The following is an 18073-nucleotide window of genomic DNA, read 5'->3' as shown; positions in this document are numbered from 1 at the left end:
CTCGACGCATGACGACTTTGGCAGCCGTTTCTTTTAAAGAACAGGGTAAAAATCTAAAAACCGAGCCGAAGTTGCCGTTCTAACTCATGAGGGCAACAGTGATCATCCTCGATAGACACCCAAAAATGGTCTGACAGCTAAATGGTTGATGTTCTGTTTGAGAACCACTCAATCCCATTTGATGTCGCCAATGATCGACCCCTCCCGCTCCCAAATAACTACTTTTGCGTGTTCGCGGCCTGCGCGGATCCGCGCTCGGCGCATCAAGATTACTGCCGTAAAGGTGTCCCTCAATCTGGAATAGTAGATATATACCCCCTCAGGAATCTCCGACTTCGCGCGCCGCTAAAACTTGGGCAGGAGGCCTTTCGCTTTAGCTTTGGTTCAGACTTTGATGCAATCATACCCTCAAATTTTACGGCAGAGCGCCCACTCTGTTTGCGAAGCAATGTCTTAAGGTCTTCAGGGAACACCATGCGCACAGATACCGGCCAGGTCATCAATCTGGCAGACTACCGCCCCACCGACTTCGTTCTGGAGCGTGTGGACCTGACGTTCGAACTCGATCCCACAGAGACAAAAGTAGAATCGCGCCTGATCTTCCATCGCCGCGAAGGCACCGACACAAAGGTGCCGCTGATCCTCGACGGCGATGAACTGGCGCTTTCCGGTCTGCTCTTCGATCAGATGGACATGCCCGCCAGCCAGTACGCAGCGACGCCTGAAAGCCTGACGATCCGCGAGCTGCCGGAGTCCGGTCCCTTTGAGTTGACGATCACGACGATCATTAACCCGGAAGCGAACACACAACTGATGGGTCTCTACCGCACAGGCGGGATCTATTGCACGCAGTGCGAGGCGGAGGGCTTCCGTCGCATCACCTATTTTCCCGACCGTCCGGATGTACTGGCACCCTTCACGGTCAATATCATCGCCGACAAGTCGGCAAATCCGCTGCTTCTGTCGAACGGTAACTTCCTCGGCGGCGCTGGTTACGGCGAAGGCAAGCACTTTGCTGCCTGGTTCGATCCGCATCCCAAGCCGAGCTACCTTTTCGCGCTGGTGGCCGGCGATCTTGGCGTGATCGAGGACACCTTTACCACGATGTCCGGTCGAGACGTCGCATTGAAGATCTATGTCGAGCACGGCAAGGAAGCCCGCGCAGGTTATGCGATGGACGCCCTGAAGCGCTCGATGAAGTGGGACGAAGAAGCCTTCGGCCGCGAATACGACCTTGATATCTTCATGATCGTTGCCGTCTCCGACTTCAACATGGGCGCCATGGAGAACAAGGGGCTCAACGTCTTCAACGACAAATACGTGCTCGCCGATCCGGAAACTGCGACGGATGCTGACTACGCCAATATCGAAGCGATCATCGCGCACGAGTATTTCCACAACTGGACCGGCAACCGCATCACCTGCCGCGACTGGTTCCAGCTGTGCCTCAAGGAAGGCCTGACGGTCTATCGTGACCACGAATTCTCCGCCGATCAGCGCTCGCGCCCGGTCAAGCGCATTGCCGAAGTCCGGCATTTGAAATCGGAACAGTTTCCAGAAGACGGAGGTCCGCTCGCGCATCCGGTGCGCCCGACGAAGTATCGCGAAATCAACAACTTCTATACGACGACCGTCTATGAGAAAGGCAGCGAGGTTACGCGGATGATCGCGACGCTGCTCGGCAAGGAGACGTTCAAGAAGGGCATGGACCTCTATTTCGATCGTCATGACGGCCAAGCCGTGACCATTGAGGATTTCGTCAAATGCTTCGAGGATGCGAGCGGACGCGACCTGGCGCAGTTCTCGCTCTGGTACTATCAGGCGGGTACGCCACTCGTCACCGCCTCCGGGACCTACGACGCCGCGGGGAAAACCTTCAGCCTGTCGCTCGAGCAGATGCTCGTGGCAACGCCGGGACAAAACGACAAGAAGCCGATGCACATTCCGCTCAGCGTCGCGCTGTTTGCAGAGGATGGCACTGCGTTTACGCCTGCTTCCGTCACAGGGGCAGAGTACGCCGACAATGTGCTGCATCTTACCGAGCGGATGCAGACGGCAGTGTTCGACGGTATCGCTTCGCGGCCTGTCGTGTCGATCAACCGCAGCTTCTCGGCGCCTGTTAACCTGCATTTCGACCAGACGCCGGCAGATCTCGCCTTGCTTGCCCGCTACGAGACAGATCATTTTGCTCGTTGGCAGGCACTCACGGATCTTGCATTGCCTACTCTGCTGACCGCGGCACGCGATGCACGCGTCGGAAAAGCCGTCGTGGCCGAGCGGACCTTCGTCGATGCGTTGCTTGCCGCGGCCGCCGACGATACCCTCGAACCGGCTTTCCGCGCCCAGGCGCTGGCGCTGCCGAGCGAAGCCGACATCGCACGGGAACTCGGCGGGAACAACGATCCGGACGCCATCCACACCGGCCGTCAGGCTGTCATGCTGCAGATCGCCGCGGCAGGGAAGGAAACATTCGCAATACTTCTCGATACCATGACGACACCGGGCGCCTTCAGCCCCGATGCCACAAGCGCTGGACGCCGCGCGCTGCGCAACACGGCACTCGGCTATCTCTCCCATGCGGAGAATTCGCCCTCGCGCGCCAAGGCCACGTTCGATGCCGCAAACAACATGACCGACCTTATGCAAGCGCTGACCATCCTTGCTCATCGGTTCCCCGACAGCAATGAATCAGTCGAAGCCTTGGCAACGTTTCTGGACCGTAATTCCGAAAACCCGCTGGTGGTCGACAAGTGGTTTTCCGTCCAGGCGACCATCCCGGGAGCGGCAGCTCTCGACCGTGTTCTCAAGCTGCTAGATAATCCGCTCTTCAAGCGAACCAACCCCAATCGCGTACGCTCCCTCATCGGGACGTTTGCCTTTGCCAATCCGACTGGCTTCGGGCGCGCGGACGGCGAAGGCTACCGGTTCCTTGCACGCGAGATCCTCGACATCGACGGCCGCAACCCTCAGTTGGCCGCGCGCATCCTCACGTCCATGCGTTCGTGGCGTTCACTGGAGCCGGTCCGTGCCGAGCTTGCACGCAAGGCTCTGGCGGAAATCGAGCAGACCGAGGGCCTTTCGACCGACGTTCGCGATATTGTCGAACGCACGCTCAAGGGGTGATTTGCGACGCGAAGCGGCTACACGATCGGAAGCCGCTTCCCGGACGCTCTGGAAAAATAAGCACTTAGAATCGGTTAACAGATTTTTACCTTTTCCTCTGGACAACGCGAATCACCAGTGATTCATTGAGTCAGGTTCGGGCGAGCGGCGCAGCGAATCACACGAGGGATCAAGGCTCAAACGATGATGAACGTGCGGCGGGCAACCGTGGCCGATGGGCGGCTGCGTGTCGATTTCGAAGGTTTCCGCTCATGGCGCGATACCTTCGCCAGTAGCAGTTCAGCGCCCCCTCAAAGGCGCTCCAGAAATTTCGTACATGCCGAGATGACGCTCAAGCGCGCCATTCCGATCTTGATCGTCGCGTTTCTCACGGTGGTCGCAGCATCGCACTTCTTCGGCATGATGTCCGAGTACGGCCGGATGGAGGCCGCAGCCCGCCATTCCACCGCGCTCGCCGCCGCCACGGCCGCTGCCGCATTCGCTGAATCCGGGCAGGTTTTCGAGGCGGGCGACGTCGCCGAGGCGCAGTCCCGGCTGGCGCGCTTCCTGCCGCAGGATCGTCTGGACGATGACGCCTTTGTGCTGCTCGTCGAGCCAACCGGCAAAGTCTTTGCTGCGTCGGCAGCGGGTGCAGCCTATATCGGTTCGAGCGTCGGCGACTTCTTCTCCGAGGTCTCGGCAATTCGTCGTTTCGGTGATCGCGCGGGTGTCATCGAGACCACCATCAGCGGCCGTCCGCATTACGCCGAGATCACGCTTGTCGGTAGTTCCGGCGGTTATGTTATTGCCGCAACGTCTCTGGACCGCATCGATAAGCTCTGGCGCGAAGAGGTAACGCTGAACGTTACCCTCTTCGCCGGCATTTCCTCGATCCTGCTCGTCGTGCTCTACGCCTACTATATGCAGGTGAAGCGCGCACGCGATGCGGACGAAATCTTTCTCGAATCCAATCTGCGCGTCGAAACAGCTCTTTCGCGCGGCCGTTGCGGTCTCTGGGATTTTGACTTCGATCGGCGCGAATTCTTCTGGTCCCGCTCGATGTACGAAATGCTCGGTCTTCCGACTTCGGAAGGCAACATGTGTTTCGGCGACGCTGCCCGGTTGATGCATCCGGATGACGGCGGAATCTACGAAATCGCGCGTTCGATCGCACGCGGTGATTCCGAGCAGATCGATCAGATCTTTCGCATGCGCCATGCAGGCGGCCACTATGTCTGGATGCGGGCGCGGGCCCAGGTCATTCGCACCAATGCCGGCCGTGTCCATATGATCGGCATCGCTATGGACGTGACCGAGCAGCATCGCCTCGCGCAACGTTACGCCGAAGCCGACCAACGGCTTGCTGATGCCATCGAGTGCACCTCCGAGGCCTTCGTCCTCTGGGACAAGAACGACCGGCTGGTCATGTGCAACGCCCACTTCCAGCAGGCTTACGGCCTCCCCGATAGCGTTCTGGTGCCCGGGACGGAGCGTGCGGCTGTCAACGCTGCTGCAGCCCGCCCCGTCATCGAACGGCGCATAGCCGATGCCGACGGGTCCGGGTACTCGCGCACGACGGAAGTGCAGCTTGCCGACGAGCGTTGGCTGCAGATCAACGAACGGCGCACCCGCGACGGCGGCTTGGTTTCGGTCGGTACCGACATTACGCTGCTAAAGCGCAATCAGGAGCGCCTGCGCGACTCCGAGCGGCGCCTGATGGCAACGATCGGCGACCTCTCCGCCTCCAGACATACGCTCGAAAGCCAGAAGTCCGCACTTTCGGTCGCCAACTCCAACTATCAGGCGGAAAAAGAGCGAGCCGAGGCCGCCAACAGGGCAAAGTCGGAATTTCTCGCCAACATGTCACATGAACTGCGCACCCCGCTCAATGCGATCCTCGGCTTCTCGGAAATCCTGCAAGACGAGATGTTCGGTCCGCTTGGCTCGGCCAAATACGACGAGTATGCGCGCGATATCCACGACAGCGGCAAGCACTTGCTGAACGTGATCAACGACATTCTCGACATGTCGAAGATCGAAGCCGGCCACATGAAACTTCACTGCGAAAATATCGACCTCGCGCCGCTGATCGAGGAAAGCCTTCGCTTTACGGCGATCCCGGCCAGCGAGAAGAATATTCGGATCGAACAGCGTCTGTGCGATGGCATGGCCCTCACGGCCGACCGCCGTGCGATGAAGCAGATCCTGCTCAACCTGCTTTCGAATGCCGTCAAGTTCACCAATGAGGGCGGCTGCATTGCCGTACGCACCCGAAGGACGAACGGTGGTGTCGTTCTGACCATCGCAGACACCGGCATCGGCATTCCGCGCGCTGCGCTCAGCAAGATCGGTCAGCCCTTCGAGCAAGTACAGAGCCAGTATGCCAAGAGCAAGGGCGGCTCTGGGCTCGGGCTGGCGATCTCCCGCTCCCTCACAACTCTGCATGGCGGACAGATGAAGATTCGCTCGCGAGAGGCGATCGGCACGGTCATATCGCTGCGGATCCCCGAGAGGGCCCGCTAAGCCCTAACCACAGACAGGAACACCTTCCGAACTGCCTTGGACAGGCGTTTCACCTCGCCCTCGAGCGTCTTAATATCAGGGCAGTCGCCGGCACGGCAGACCAGATCGGTCAGCCCGGCAGGCGCGTCCTTGGGATCGAACATTCCGTCGATGCAAAGCCGGATCAGTTGCGACAGCTCCGTGTAGAGCGCGAAGCCTTCGATACAGGTGTCGACATCCTTAGCAGTCATCAGCCTGCCGCCGAGCAGCTTCAGCGCCTCGCCCGTATTCAGTCCGTTGACTTTCGCATCGACGCCTCCAGTCGGAGCGATCAGCGCGAGGTACTGCGTGATGAACTCAATGTCGATCACACCACCGGGGATGAGTTTCAGATCCCACAAGCCCGCAGGAGGCTTTTCCTTCTCGATCAGTTCTCGCATCTCGGCGACATCTTGCGCCACCTTGCCTATCTCTCGCGGCTTCGAGAGCACCTCGCCAACAATATGATCCGCCTCCGCGATCAGGCTGGCATCGCCGCAAATCAAACGGCCGCGACTGAGTGCCATATGTTCCCAGGTCCAAGCTTCCTCGCGCTGATATTTGCCGAATGAACTGATGCGGGTGGCAACCGGCCCCTTGTTGCCGGAAGGGCGCAATCGCATGTCGACTTCGTACAGCACGCCCTCGGCAGTCGGAGCGGAAAGAGCGGCGATCAGGCGTTGCGTGATGCGCGTAAAATAGCGAACGGCATCGAGCGGCTTGGCACCATCGGATTCGCCCGCAGTCTCCTCATAGTCGTAGAGAAGAATGAGGTCGATGTCGGATCCCGCGGTCAGCTCAAAGCTGCCGAGCTTGCCCATGCCTGCGACTGCGACGCAGCCACCGGGAAACCTGCCGTGAGCAGCTTCCATTTCGCCTATCACGGCCTTGAGCGCTGCCTCGATGATCAGATCGGCAAGATGGGTGAAGGCGCGTGCCGCCATTGCGCCATTGATGGTGCCGGTCAGCAGGCGAATGCCGATGAGGAAGCGCTGCTCGGACGCGAAGATGCGCAGACGGTCGAGGATCTCTTCATAATAGCGCGCCTGCTGCAGCGATCCCCGCAGCCGTTCTGCGAGATAGTTTCGGGTCGGGAGCTCCGCCATCAGGCCGGGGTCGAGCATGCCATCGAAAACATGAGGCTTGGCGGCTATCACCTCCGCAAGATTCGGCGCCGCCGACATGATGTTGACGATCAGGGAAAGCAGCGCCGGGTTGCTGCCAAGAAGGGAAAAAAGCTGAATACCGGCGGGAAGGCCGGATATAAAGCTGTCGAAACGGAGGATCGCTTCATCTGCGCGCTTGCTCTCGCCGAAGACCCGCAGCAGTTGCGGCGTGAGTTCCGTCAGCCGCTCGCGCGCTTCCACCGACTGCGTTGCTTTGTATCGCCCGTAGTGCCAGGTGCGGATAACGCGCGATATATCCGAAGGCCTCTCGAAACCCATTTTCTTCAGCGTATTCAGCGTATCAGGATCGTCGTTCTGACCGGTGAAGACGAGGTTGCCGGCTTCCGTGGAGAGCCGGGTCTCCTGCTCGAACAAGCGAGCGTAGCGACGCTCGACGGTTCTGAATACCTCGACCAACCGCTCGGAGAAAGTCGGCGTATCACTAAAGCCCATCATGAAGGCGATCCGCTTCAGATCTGCTTCGGTCTCCGGAAGCAAGTGCGTCTGTTCGTCGCGAACCATCTGGATTCGGTGCTCGACATCACGGAGAAACCAGTAGGCCTCGGTCAGTTCGTCGCGCGTCTCCTCGTCGATCCATTTTGCCTTGGTGAGCTCCGCCAGCGTTTCCTCCGTGCTGCGCGAACGAAGCACGGGCATGCGGCCGCCGGCGATCAGCTGCTGGGTCTGCGCGAAGAACTCGATCTCGCGAATGCCGCCGCGGCCAAGCTTTACGTTGTGGCCCTTGACGGCGATGGCACCATGTCCCCTGTGGGCATGGATCTGGCGCTTGATGGAGTGGATGTCGGCAATTGCAGCATAGTCGAGGTATTTGCGAAAGACGAAAGGCACGAGGCCTCGAAGAAACGCCTCGCCCGCCGGGATGTCGCCGGCAACCGCGCGTGCCTTGATGAAGGCTGCCCGCTCCCAGTTCTGCCCCCTGCCCTCGTAGTAGATCATGGCCGCATCGACGGAGATCGCGAGCGGCGTCGATCCCGGGTCCGGCCGCAGCCTCAGGTCCGTCCTGAAAACATAGCCGTCCGCAGTGCGCTCCTGCATGATCCTGACGAGACGCCTCATCAGGCGCGGAAACACGTCGATCGCATCGTCGGGATCCGGAAGGATGCCAGACTGCTCGTCGAAGAAAACGACCACATCGATATCGGAGGAATAATTGAGCTCGGCGGCGCCGAGCTTGCCCATGCCGAGGACGATCAGCCCCGATCCCTCGCTTGGCCGCGCAACGTCCTTCAGCTGGAGCTTGCGGCTCTCGTGTGAGGAGAGCAGGAGGTGGTCGATCGCAGCGGCAACCGATGCTTCGGCAAGCCGGCTCAGCCACGCTGTGGTCGCACGGGCGTCGAAGATGCGGGCGAGATCGGCAAGCGCCACGAGGAAGGCCACCTTGCGTTTGGCGACACGCAGACGGCTCATCACTTCCGTCTCAGAGGGCGACACGCCGCCGGCCGCCGGTCGCCAGGCGTCCCTGGCCTCGGCAATCAGCGTCTCTATCTGCGGTTCGAACGGGTCGACAATCGCAGCGCAAAGGATGCCCGGATCAATATTCGCAATGTCGCGCAGATAGGGCGACAGCGTCAACGCTGCGGTAATGAAATCCCGAAGCGGCCCTTCCACTTTGAGCATTTCAGCGACGGCTGCTTCGGTCTTGCCGATTTTCTGTAGATCGCTCAGCGCAAGCTTCAACTCGGTCTTGCTCAACGGCTTAAGCAGGCCGTCGGCCACGTCCTTGAGGCTGTGCTTCGATTTCGTCAGCATTCGCCCTCCCTGGCAAGCAGCAGCGAAAAAGAGCCGAAGGAGAATCACACTCGCTTCGACAACTGCAAGCTAAGTTAGGGTCTAGGATCGCAATGGCCAACAGCCAATTCACTCGATGTCGTTCGCAATGCGGCACCGACATCAGGATATCGCCTATTTCACGGGAAAGATCATCGTGACAGCCAAGCCGCGGTTCTTGACGTCATGTCCGTCAGCAACGGTGTCTGAAAGCTCCAGCTTGCCGCTGTGCAGCTCCATGACAGCCTCGACGAGCGACAGGCCGAGACCGGTGCCCGGCTTCGAACGGCTTTCATCGAGACGCACGAAGCGTTTCAGCACTTCCTCTCGTTTTTCCGCGGGGATGCCGGCGCCGCGATCGGCGACCTGCAGGCAAATACCGTCGGCACGGCGCGTGAGTCGCAGAGACACTTCGCCGCCGCCGTCTGTATCGGAAGAATACTTGATGGCGTTGTCTATCAGATTGAAGATCGCCTGCCCGATCAGTTCGCGATTGCCCTGCACCGCGATCCCCGGCTCGATCGCCGATTTCAGCGCGAGCCCGGCTTCTTCTGCGACGGGTTCGTAGAGCTCGGCGCTATCGGCAACAATCGCCGAAAGATCGACCGTCGACATTTCCGCTGCAACCGATCCGGCCTCCACGCGCGAGATCATCAGCAAGGCGTTGAACGTGCGGATCAACTGGTCGGACTCGGAGATGATCCCCTCGAGCGCAACGCGGCGCGTTTCTGTGTCGGGCGTATCCAGTGCGTCGGCTGCCTTGTTGCGCAGCCGTGTCAGAGGTGTCTTCAGATCGTGAGCGATATTGTCCGAAACCTGGCGCAAGCCTTCGTTCAGCTTTTCAATGCGCCCGAGCATAGCATTCAGCGAAACCGAAAGCCGATCGAACTCATCGCCGGACCCGCCAACGGGAAGGCGCTGCGAGAGATCGCCAGCCATGATTTTCTTGCTGGCAGCCGACATTCGGTCAATCCGCTTCAGGGCATTCCGGCCGATGCCGAACCAGATGATGACGGCACCAAGCCCCATGATCGCCAGAGCGATCACCAGCGCCTGCCGGACGAGTACCCGGAAAGCTTCCGGTTCCCCGAGATCGCGACCGATCAATATGCGCAAGCCATTGTCCAAAACGTCGATATTGGCAACGGCCATGTGCCGCTTGCCCTGATCGCCCTCCGCATAACGCTGATAGCGAAAGGGAAGCGACGTCCAGCCCTGCTCCTCCAGAACGCCCGGCTGAACGGAAGCGACGTTGCCGGCGAGAATGTCGCCCGACGGGCCAGCGATAATGTAAAGATTGGCGCCCGGCTGGCGTGCGCGTCGCTCCATGGTACGTAGCAGCAGGTTCATGCCGCCGGCTTCGTAGGCGCGCCCGACCTGGTCGACTTCCTGCTGTACGGACTCACGAATCTGGTCCGTCAACAGGCGCTCCGACATCGCGGTCACATAGAAGACCAGCGTTGCAGCGCAGATGGCAAAAAGCAGGATGTAGAGTGCCGAAAGGCGGACTGCGGTTGACTTGAAGAGAACCCAGAAACGGCTCATCCGTCATCCTTGATCATGTAACCCGCACCCCGAATGGTTTTCAGCAAAGGCTGGCTGAAGTCCTTCTCGATCTTCGAGCGCAGGCGCGAGACATGCACGTCGATAACATTCGTTTGCGGATCGAAGTGATAGTCCCAGACGTTTTCCAGCAGCATGGTCCGGGTAACGACCTGTCCGGCATTCTTCATCAGGTATTCCAGCAGGCGAAACTCACGCGGCTGCAGCGGAATTTCCTTTCCGCCTCGGCGAACTTCGTGGGCAAGGCGGTCGAGTTCCAGATCGCCGACGCGGTAGACAACGTCCTGATCAGGTGTGCCCTTGCGGCGACCGAGCACTTCGACGCGAGCAAGCAGTTCACTGAAGGCATAGGGCTTCGGCAGGTAATCGTCGCCGCCAGCGCGAAGGCCGGTGACGCGATCGTCCACTTGTCCGAGGGCAGACAGTATGAGAACGGGCGTGTGAATCCCCTTGCGGCGCAGCTCGCTGATGACTGAGAGGCCGTCGCGGCGTGGCAGCATCCGGTCGATCACGATAACGTCGTAAGTGTTTTCGGTTCCCATAAAGAGGCCGCTTTCACCATCGCTTGCGTGGTCGACGACGATACCCGCCTCCCGAAACGCCTTTGTCAGGTAGACCGCTGCTTCCAGATCGTCTTCGATGATGAGAATCTTCATGCGGCCGACATTACCCGCCGCCTGTGTTTCGGCAAGGCTCAAAGCTGTATCGTTTTGCGTGGAGGTCATTGCCGTCACCCATGGTGGATTGACAAAAAGGAGCCGCGCAACAGCGCGGCCCCTGTCCCTGTTCTGGCCGGATCAGCCCTGGTTGTCGACGGGCAGTGCCACGAAGCGGCTGCCATCCTTCGACTGAATCTGGAACAGTGCACGGGTGCGACCGTCCTTCTTCGCCTGGTTCAGCACCTTTACGACATCAGCGGCAGAGGTGACTTCCTGGTTGTTGACCGAGGTAATCTTCTCGCCTTCCTTGATGCCCTTGTCGGCAGCGTCGGAGTTCGGGTCGATACCCGTGATCTGCAGGCCCTTGCCGTCATCTGCCGGACCAACCGTCATGCCGAGATCAGCAAGCGCCTTTTCCGACGCAGGGGTCTGCGCTTCCGGTGCCTGATCGCTGTCCTCAGCCGAGACTTCCTTCTGATCGGCCGGCAGTGTGCCGAGTTCGACAGACAGTGGCTGGGCCTTGCCGGCACGCCAGACGGAGAGCTCTACCTTCTTGCCGGGCTGCATCGCCCCGATGCGGCGGCTGAGGTCGCGAGCATCCTTGACAGTCTCGCCATTGAGGGCGGTGACGACGTCGCCGGCCTTCATGCCAGCCTTCTGGCCAGGCGAGCCTTCCTGTGGCGCCACGACAAGCGCACCGCTTGCTTCGGAAAGGCCGAGCGAGTCGGCGATATCCTTGGTCACCGGCTGGATCTGAACACCAAGCCAGCCACGGGAGACCGTACCGTCCTTCATGAGATCGGCAACGACATCCTTCGCGGTCGAAGCGGGAATGGCGAAGGCAATGCCAACGCTGCCGCCGGACGGCGAGAAGATCGCGGTGTTGATGCCGACGACTTCGCCGGCGAGGTTGAAGGTCGGGCCGCCCGAGTTGCCACGGTTGACCGCAGCGTCAACCTGCAGGTAGTCGTCGTACGGGCCGGAGCCGATGTCGCGGCCACGAGCCGAGACGATGCCTGCGGTCACTGTGCCGCCGAGGCCGAAGGGGTTGCCGACGGCGACAACCCAGTCGCCGACGCGGACATTGTTGTCATCCGCCCAGTTGACGTAAGTGAACTTGCGGCCCTTGCCATCAACCTTGAGGACAGCGAGGTCGGTGCGCGGATCCTTGCCGATCAACTTGGCATCGAGTTCGGTGCCATCGCTCATGACCGCGACGAAAGCAGCACCGTCGGATACGACGTGATTGTTGGTGACGATGTAGCCATCATCGGAAATGAAGAATCCCGAGCCCTGAGCAACCGGACGCAGACGGCCCTTGCCATCCGGACCGGAATGCTTGCCGGACGGGCCACGATGACCCTGGGGACCTTGCGGCCCCTGCTCGCCGAACTGCCGGAAGAAAGGCTTCAGGGCGTCAGGAAGATCGTCCAGACCGCGACCGTTGAAGTCGAACGAAAAGCCGTTGCCGCTGTCTTCGTCGGAAACGGGGCTGATGCGGCTTTCGACGCGTACAGAGACGACAGCGGGAGAGACGGCGTCCACGACGTTTGCGAAACTTGGAACGGATGGAGCCTGGACCTTGACGGCTTCGGCGTAGGAGCGTGTGATTTCGAGGGGAATACCGGTTGCCAGCACCGCAGCGGCAAGACCCGCGACGGTCGAGGCCTTGAGGGCGGTAGTGAGCGACGGGGTTTTGATATTCTTGAGCATGAGGGGACCTTCTTTGTCTTTGCATCCGCAGGATCGGTGATCACCGTATCCGTTGATGAATGAAGATATAGGACGGCACACCTTACTGCGAACTGTCCGGGCGATGAAAAATTCGTAATGTCTGAAATTGACCGGGGCGTGGCATGGCACTTCCACCCACTCTCGACTTCGAAGAGCCCACCCGCTATGCGTCGGTCCGCAACGCGAACGAGGCCCACCGATGACCCATGCAATTCCGGTAGACGATTTTGCGCCAGACAGGGCCGCAATCGCCGCCGTGATTGTCGGTGTCACCGCTTTTGCCGTGGCGCAGGGGCTCACCTATCCGCTGATTTCACTGGTTCTCGAACATCGGAAGGTTTCCCCAAGCCTGATCGGCTTCAACGCTGGATGCTTCGCCGCGGGGCTGGCGACGGCCACATTCGCTGTCGGGTGGCTTTCGCGGGTCGTCCGGGGTGATCGACTGATCGTTGCCGGGCTGGTCGGCTGCGCGCTCAGTCTTTCCGTTTTCGCAACCTTCGACATTTTTTGGGTATGGTGCATCGCACGCTTCTGTCTTGGTGTTTGCGTGAGCCTGATCTTCATGCTGAGCGAGGCCTGGCTCAATACCGCCTGCCCCAATCGACTGCGCGGGCGGATTTCCGGTCTCTACGGCGCAGGCATGTGCGGCGGCTTTGCCGCGGGCCCGCTCGCCATCCCGCTATTTGGAACGGAGCAAGGCTTTGCGTTCGCGTTGCTTGCCGTCTATGTCGCCTGCGTCGCGTTCCTGACGGTCATCCTCAGCAGGAGAGCGCGCACACAGCCCGAGCAAGCGGTGTCGGGCGCGCTTTTCAAGTTCGTCAGTAGTGCACCTATGCTCATCGGCATGGTCGCCGCGTTCGCTTTTGCCGACATCGCTGCCATTTCGGCAATGCCGGTTTACTTTGTCAGGCTCGGTTACTCCGAGGCCTTTGCTGCGGTCAGCGTTACCGTTCTTGCGCTTCCGACCGCCCTAGCTCAGCCTGTCGTGGGCTGGTTTCTCGACAAGACGTCACGGTCCGGCGTCGCCGTATGTTCCGGCTGCCTCGCCGGCCTCAGCTTCATCGTCATTCCGTTTCTTCAGTCTCAGGCCGCCATCTTGATCGCCTTCGGCATCATGGGCGCAGCGAGCTTTTCGCTCTATACCTGTGCATTGACGCTCCTCGGCGAGCGCTATGCCGGCGACACGCTTGTTGCCGGGAGCGCGGCATTTGCGCTTGCCTACGCGGTCGGAAGTGCCGCGGGCTCAACCACCGTCGGGGCAGCGATGGATATCTACACTCCGGCAGCAGGACCGATTGCCGCAGGCAGCGTGGTACTGGCGTTTACGGCCTGGTTCGTCGTATCGCTTCTGCGCCAGCTCCTGCTACGGCGCGGCTGACACTATTTATCGAGCAGTTCGTTCAATCGGGCCTGTTCGCCTTCGGTCAGCGCGGTGCCCGTCGGCTTGCCGGCGCGTCGCCGGGCGAAGACGGCAAGCGAGATGCCTCCAAGCGCTATCAGCAGAAGCGGTGCGCACCAGAGCAGCAACGTTTTTGTCTCGAACCGCGGCTTCAGCAGAACGAACTCGCCGTAACGGGAGACGATGTAGTTCAATACCTGCTGGTCGCTGTCCCCGTCGGTTATGCGTTGACGGACCAGCAACCGCAAATCCTTGGCCAGCTCGGCATTGGAGTCGTCGATCGACTGGTTCTGGCAGACCATACAGCGGAGCTCGGCCGAGATCGTACGGGCGCGCGTCTCAAGAGCCGGATCGGCAAGCACCTCGTCGGGATTGACGGCGAAGGCAGGCGCCGCTGCGAGCATGAGAGCAACGACCAGAAGAAAGCGTCTCATCATTCGGCCGGCTCCATTGCGGGGCGAGCAGACTTTGCCTTGCGACGCGGTGCTCCCACACGCAGGCGACGGTCACTCAGCGATACGAAGCCGCCGATCGCCATGATCACCGCACCGCCCCAGATGCAAAGGATGAAAGGTTTCCACCAGATACGGACAACGATGCTACCGTCGTTCGTTGCGTCTCCGAGCGAGACATAGAGCTGGCTGAAGCCGAAGGTGAGAATACCGGCCTCCGTCGTCGGCATCTGGCGCGCGGTATAGAGGCGCTTGGCAGACCAGACGTCGGCGATTTCGACGCCGCCGCGGGCGATGGTGAAGTGACCGCGTTCCTCAGTGAAATTCGGCCCGGTTGCCGACTTCATGCCGTCGAAACGCAACGCGTAGCCACCCGCCTCGACCACCTCGCCCTGCTTCATCTGCACCACATGCTCGGCCTCGAACGTCGTGACCGTGACGATGCCGAGCACGGCAACGCCGAGGCCCGCATGCGCAAGCGCCGTCCCAAAGGCAGAGCGTGGAAGGCCGGCAAGGCGGCGCCAGGCGACATCGGTCGCGACCTTGCCAACGCCGGCGCGATACCAGAGGTCGGCAATGGCGCCGAAGACGAGAAATAGACCCGCAGCAAGTCCGAGCACGGACAGTACCGGCCCGCCGTGCTCGACATAGAAGAACACGACAGCGGCAACGAAGGCCAAGGCAGCCACGAGGTAGAGCCGCTGAAGCGCGCCCAGCAGATCGCCACGCTTCCAGGCCAGCAGTGGCCCGAACGGCACGATCACCAGCAAAGGCGCCATGAGGAGACCGAAGGTCATGTTGAAGAAAGGCGGCCCGACCGAGATTTTGTCGCCGGTCAGCGTTTCGAGCAGCAGCGGATAAAGCGTTCCGGTCAGCACCGTGCCGCAGGCAACCGTCAGGATCAGGTTGTTGACCACCAGCGCACCCTCGCGGGAGATCGGCGCGAACAGGCCCCCTGCAGTAAGCCGCGGCGCGCGTAAGGCGAAAAGCGAGAGCGCGCCGCCAATGAAGAGCAGCAGGATGCAGAGGATGAAGACGCCCCGCGACGGGTCGCTGGCGAAGGCGTGTACGGAGGTCAGGACCCCGGAGCGGACCAGGAAGGTGCCCATCAGCGATAGAGAGAACGTCAAGATCGCGAGTAGCACGGTCCAGATCTTCAGCGCCTCTCGCTTCTCCATCACCAGCGCCGAATGCAGCAGTGCCGTGCCTGCGAGCCAGGGCATGAACGAAGCGTTCTCGACCGGATCCCAGAACCACCAGCCGCCCCAGCCAAGCTCGTAATAAGCCCAGTAGGAACCCATGGCGATGCCGAGCGTCAGAAAGGTCCAGGCCGCGAGCGTCCAGGGTCTTACCCATCGCGCCCAGGCGGCATCGATACGCCCTTCGAGAAGGGCCGCGACCGCGAAGGAAAAACAGACCGAAAAGCCGACATAACCGAGGTAGAGCAAGGGCGGATGGATCGCAAGGCCGATGTCCTGCAGGACGGGGTTCAAATCCTTGCCTTCCGCTGGCGCCGGGTCGAGGCGGATGAACGGATTGGAGGTGAGCAGAATGAAGAGAATAAAGGCAACCGAAATCCAGGCCTGCACCGCTAGCACATTTGCCTTCAGTGTATCTGGCAGGTTGCGGCCGAAGGCTGCGACAAGCGCGCTGAACAGCGCCAGGATCAGCAGCCACAGCATCATCGAGCCTTCGTGATTGCCCCAGACGCCGGAGTATTTGTAGATCAGCGGCACCAGCGAGTGGGAGTTTTCCCACACGTTCTCGACAGAAAAGTCCGAGACGACATGCGCATAGGTCAGCACGCAGAACGAGAAAGCAACCAGCCCGAACATGACGACAGAGCCGATGGGCGCCAAGTCCATCATCGCCTGATCCAGGCGCCGCGCGCCGATGACAGGCACAAGCGAGACGACGATCGCCGTGGCCAGCGCCAGAATGAGCGCGTAGTGCCCGACCTCGATGATCATTGCGGCGCCTCTCCCTCTTTCCAGAGCCCTTGCGACTTCAGCCTGTCGGCGACTTCCTTCGGCATGTACTTCTCATCATGCTTGGCAAGCACGGTGTCGGCGGTAAAGACGTTGCTGCCCGCCTCGAAGCGGCCCTCGGTCACGACGCCCTGCCCCTCGCGAAAGAGATCCGGCAGTATGCCGGTGTAGCGGACCTGGACGAGATCGCCGGTGGCATCGGTTACTGCGAACTGAACCGTCGATCCGACGCCTCTGACGACGCTTCCGTCACCGACAAGGCCGCCAAGCCGTATGCGGGTTCCCGGCGGCACCGGACGCTTTGCAAGATCGGCCGGCATGTAAAAATATGCGACCGACTGGCCAAAGGCGAACATGACAAGCAGAACCGCGGCAATGATGAAACTCATGCCGCCGCCAATCACAGCCAAGCGCTTCTGCTTGCGCGTCATTCGGTCATTCCTTCCGTCGCAAGGCCGAGCTCGCGCGCAAGCGCCAACAGCTCTCTGCCCTGTTCACCGTTGCCGGGGAATGCGGCGAGCCCGCGCTTCAGCGCATCCGCCGCACGATCCTTGTCGTTCAATACGGCATAGGAACGGACGAGCCGCAACCAGCCTTCGAGATTGTTGGGATTTTCGGTAAGCTTGGCATCCAGACTGTCGACCATACCCTTGATCATCTGCTGCCTGTCGCCGGCACCCATCTGCCCGGCGGCGGCGACGTCGGACTGCGTCGGATTGCCGGGCGGCTGCGCTATGGCCGCGGCCTGCGAAAGCGTTCCGCCGTTCTTTGCAATATGCTCATTGACGAGCGGCACCCACGGCGCATCGGCGGGCGATTGCCTGACGATCGCTTCGAAGGCGGCGCGGGCGTCGTCGGCCTTTCCCATTTGCTCCATGCCGAGCGCAACATAAAACCGGGCACGCGGATTATCGGGCTCCAGTTGCAGCGATTGCTCCAGCGCCAGGCGCGCATCGTCGGTCACGATACCGCTCGATTTGGCCATCAGCGTCTCGGCAAGGCCGTCCAGCCGCACGACGCTCGGGCCGAGCAATCGGATCGCATTGCGATAGGCCGTCTCAGCTTCCGCGACGCGCATGGTGCTGACATAGATAGGCGCGAGAACGTCCCAACCCTTGCCGTCGTCGGGGTTCTGCGCGAGGTGACGCTCGGCCTTGGCGATCAGGATGCCCATATCGGGATTCTCATACCGCGCTGCCAGCGGCTGCGAAGGTAGATCCGGCCTGCCCATCACCGTGTAAAGACAGAGCCCGACAACAGGAAGGAGCAGAAGAACCAGCGCCTCGGCAAGGCGGCGATGGCCTGAGGTCTTCAGAGTCGTCACCGGCGCTGCATTCGAGGCGGCAATGAGGCGCCGGCCGATTTCCGCACGCGCATATTCGGCCTCTTCCGTCGAAATCAGTCCTCCGGCGAGGTCACGATCGAGCTCGCGTAGCTGGTCGCGATAGACGGCAGCCTCGCCGGCGCGACCATCGTCAGCCGCCGCCGCTCCACGCAGAAGCGGGTAAAGCAGGATAGCGGCAACAGCCGCCGTCATAACAGCCAGGAGAATCCAGAAAATCATAACCGCCAAATACTCGAAGCGCAGCCCCATTCCAACAGGCAAAGCCGTGATGACGGCAATTTGAGGCGTTTGGCCGCAATTCTCGATGGAATGCTCGCAGCAGCACCACCGGAGCGG

At 60.8% G+C, this 18073-nt stretch carries 11 protein-coding genes; 3 read left to right on the top strand and 8 right to left on the bottom strand.

Annotation, left to right across the window (positions count from 1 at the left end; all coding sequences use genetic code 11):
• Window positions 1-474: 474 nt before the first annotated feature.
• Together pepN and AC1D2R_RS12990 are read left to right on the top strand one after the other, a co-directional pair.
• The gene (gene pepN, locus AC1D2R_RS12995; protein ID WP_477967687.1) at window positions 475-3123 is read left to right on the top strand and encodes an aminopeptidase N; all 2649 of its coding nucleotides are present in this window, start codon (window positions 475-477) and stop codon (window positions 3121-3123) included.
• Window positions 3124-3306: 183 nt separating this feature from the next.
• Window positions 3307-5625 carry a PAS domain-containing sensor histidine kinase gene (locus AC1D2R_RS12990; RefSeq protein WP_477967686.1) on the top strand — a complete coding sequence of 773 codons (2319 nt, stop codon included), beginning with the start codon at window positions 3307-3309 and terminating at the stop codon, window positions 5623-5625.
• Here AC1D2R_RS12990 and AC1D2R_RS12985 read toward each other — a convergent pair.
• From AC1D2R_RS12985 to AC1D2R_RS12970, 4 genes are all read right to left on the bottom strand, one after another.
• Window positions 5622-8579 (bottom strand): bifunctional [glutamine synthetase] adenylyltransferase/[glutamine synthetase]-adenylyl-L-tyrosine phosphorylase, encoded by a 2958-nt coding sequence (locus AC1D2R_RS12985; RefSeq protein WP_477967685.1) that lies wholly within the window; start codon window positions 8577-8579, stop codon window positions 5622-5624. The genes AC1D2R_RS12990 and AC1D2R_RS12985 overlap by 4 nt on opposite strands.
• Before the next feature lie 153 nt (window positions 8580-8732).
• Window positions 8733-10142 (bottom strand): sensor histidine kinase, encoded by a 1410-nt coding sequence (locus AC1D2R_RS12980; RefSeq protein ID WP_477967684.1) that lies wholly within the window; start codon window positions 10140-10142, stop codon window positions 8733-8735.
• Complete coding sequence (locus AC1D2R_RS12975; protein ID WP_200959434.1) at window positions 10139-10816, bottom strand: response regulator transcription factor; 678 nt, start codon at window positions 10814-10816, stop codon at window positions 10139-10141. The genes AC1D2R_RS12980 and AC1D2R_RS12975 overlap by 4 nt, the downstream gene beginning before the upstream one ends.
• Before the next feature lie 141 nt (window positions 10817-10957).
• On the bottom strand, window positions 10958-12532 hold the full coding sequence (locus AC1D2R_RS12970; RefSeq protein WP_477967683.1) for a Do family serine endopeptidase: 1575 nt from the start codon (window positions 12530-12532) through the stop codon (window positions 10958-10960).
• Between the two features lie 220 nt (window positions 12533-12752).
• Between AC1D2R_RS12970 and AC1D2R_RS12965 the strand changes: the two genes are divergently transcribed.
• A complete protein-coding gene (locus tag AC1D2R_RS12965) occupies window positions 12753-13931 on the top strand; it encodes an MFS transporter (protein WP_477967682.1) in 1179 nt (392 codons plus the stop codon).
• 2 nt (window positions 13932-13933) lie between these two features.
• On the opposite strand, the gene AC1D2R_RS12960 is transcribed toward AC1D2R_RS12965, so the two are convergent.
• From AC1D2R_RS12960 to ccmI, 4 genes are read right to left on the bottom strand one after another with little or no spacing between them, the layout of a single operon-like run.
• Window positions 13934-14389 carry a cytochrome c-type biogenesis protein gene (locus AC1D2R_RS12960; RefSeq protein WP_477967681.1) on the bottom strand — a complete coding sequence of 152 codons (456 nt, stop codon included), beginning with the start codon at window positions 14387-14389 and terminating at the stop codon, window positions 13934-13936.
• Window positions 14386-16374: a heme lyase CcmF/NrfE family subunit gene (locus tag AC1D2R_RS12955; RefSeq protein ID WP_477967680.1), complete on the bottom strand. Its 1989-nt coding sequence runs from the start codon at window positions 16372-16374 to the stop codon at window positions 14386-14388. Before AC1D2R_RS12955 ends, AC1D2R_RS12960 begins: the two co-directional genes overlap by 4 nt.
• Window positions 16371-16823 carry a cytochrome c maturation protein CcmE gene (gene ccmE / locus AC1D2R_RS12950; RefSeq protein ID WP_477967679.1) on the bottom strand — a complete coding sequence of 151 codons (453 nt, stop codon included), beginning with the start codon at window positions 16821-16823 and terminating at the stop codon, window positions 16371-16373. Before ccmE ends, AC1D2R_RS12955 begins: the two co-directional genes overlap by 4 nt.
• On the bottom strand, window positions 16820-17956 hold the full coding sequence (gene ccmI, locus AC1D2R_RS12945) for a c-type cytochrome biogenesis protein CcmI (protein WP_477967678.1): 1137 nt from the start codon (window positions 17954-17956) through the stop codon (window positions 16820-16822). The genes ccmE and ccmI overlap by 4 nt, the downstream gene beginning before the upstream one ends.
• Between the last annotated feature and the right edge of the window lie 117 nt (window positions 17957-18073).

The organism is Rhizobium sp. P1_C7 (assembly GCF_056406295.1).
Note: the sequence above shows the minus strand (reverse complement) of the source record. Positions and strands in the feature narration are given on the sequence as shown.

Coding starts and splice junctions, on each gene's coding strand:
- AC1D2R_RS12960 (WP_477967681.1), bottom strand. CDS start 14,389: ATGATGAGACGCTTTCTTCTGGTCGTTGCTCTCATGCTCGCAGCGGCG.
- AC1D2R_RS12985 (WP_477967685.1), bottom strand. CDS start 8,579: ATGCTGACGAAATCGAAGCACAGCCTCAAGGACGTGGCCGACGGCCTG.
- AC1D2R_RS12980 (WP_477967684.1), bottom strand. CDS start 10,142: ATGAGCCGTTTCTGGGTTCTCTTCAAGTCAACCGCAGTCCGCCTTTCG.
- AC1D2R_RS12990 (WP_477967686.1), top strand. CDS start 3,307: ATGATGAACGTGCGGCGGGCAACCGTGGCCGATGGGCGGCTGCGTGTC.
- AC1D2R_RS12975 (WP_200959434.1), bottom strand. CDS start 10,816: ATGAAGATTCTCATCATCGAAGACGATCTGGAAGCAGCGGTCTACCTG.
- AC1D2R_RS12965 (WP_477967682.1), top strand. CDS start 12,753: ATGACCCATGCAATTCCGGTAGACGATTTTGCGCCAGACAGGGCCGCA.
- AC1D2R_RS12955 (WP_477967680.1), bottom strand. CDS start 16,374: ATGATCATCGAGGTCGGGCACTACGCGCTCATTCTGGCGCTGGCCACG.
- ccmE (WP_477967679.1), bottom strand. CDS start 16,823: ATGACGCGCAAGCAGAAGCGCTTGGCTGTGATTGGCGGCGGCATGAGT.
- AC1D2R_RS12970 (WP_477967683.1), bottom strand. CDS start 12,532: ATGCTCAAGAATATCAAAACCCCGTCGCTCACTACCGCCCTCAAGGCC.
- ccmI (WP_477967678.1), bottom strand. CDS start 17,956: ATGATTTTCTGGATTCTCCTGGCTGTTATGACGGCGGCTGTTGCCGCT.
- pepN (WP_477967687.1), top strand. CDS start 475: ATGCGCACAGATACCGGCCAGGTCATCAATCTGGCAGACTACCGCCCC.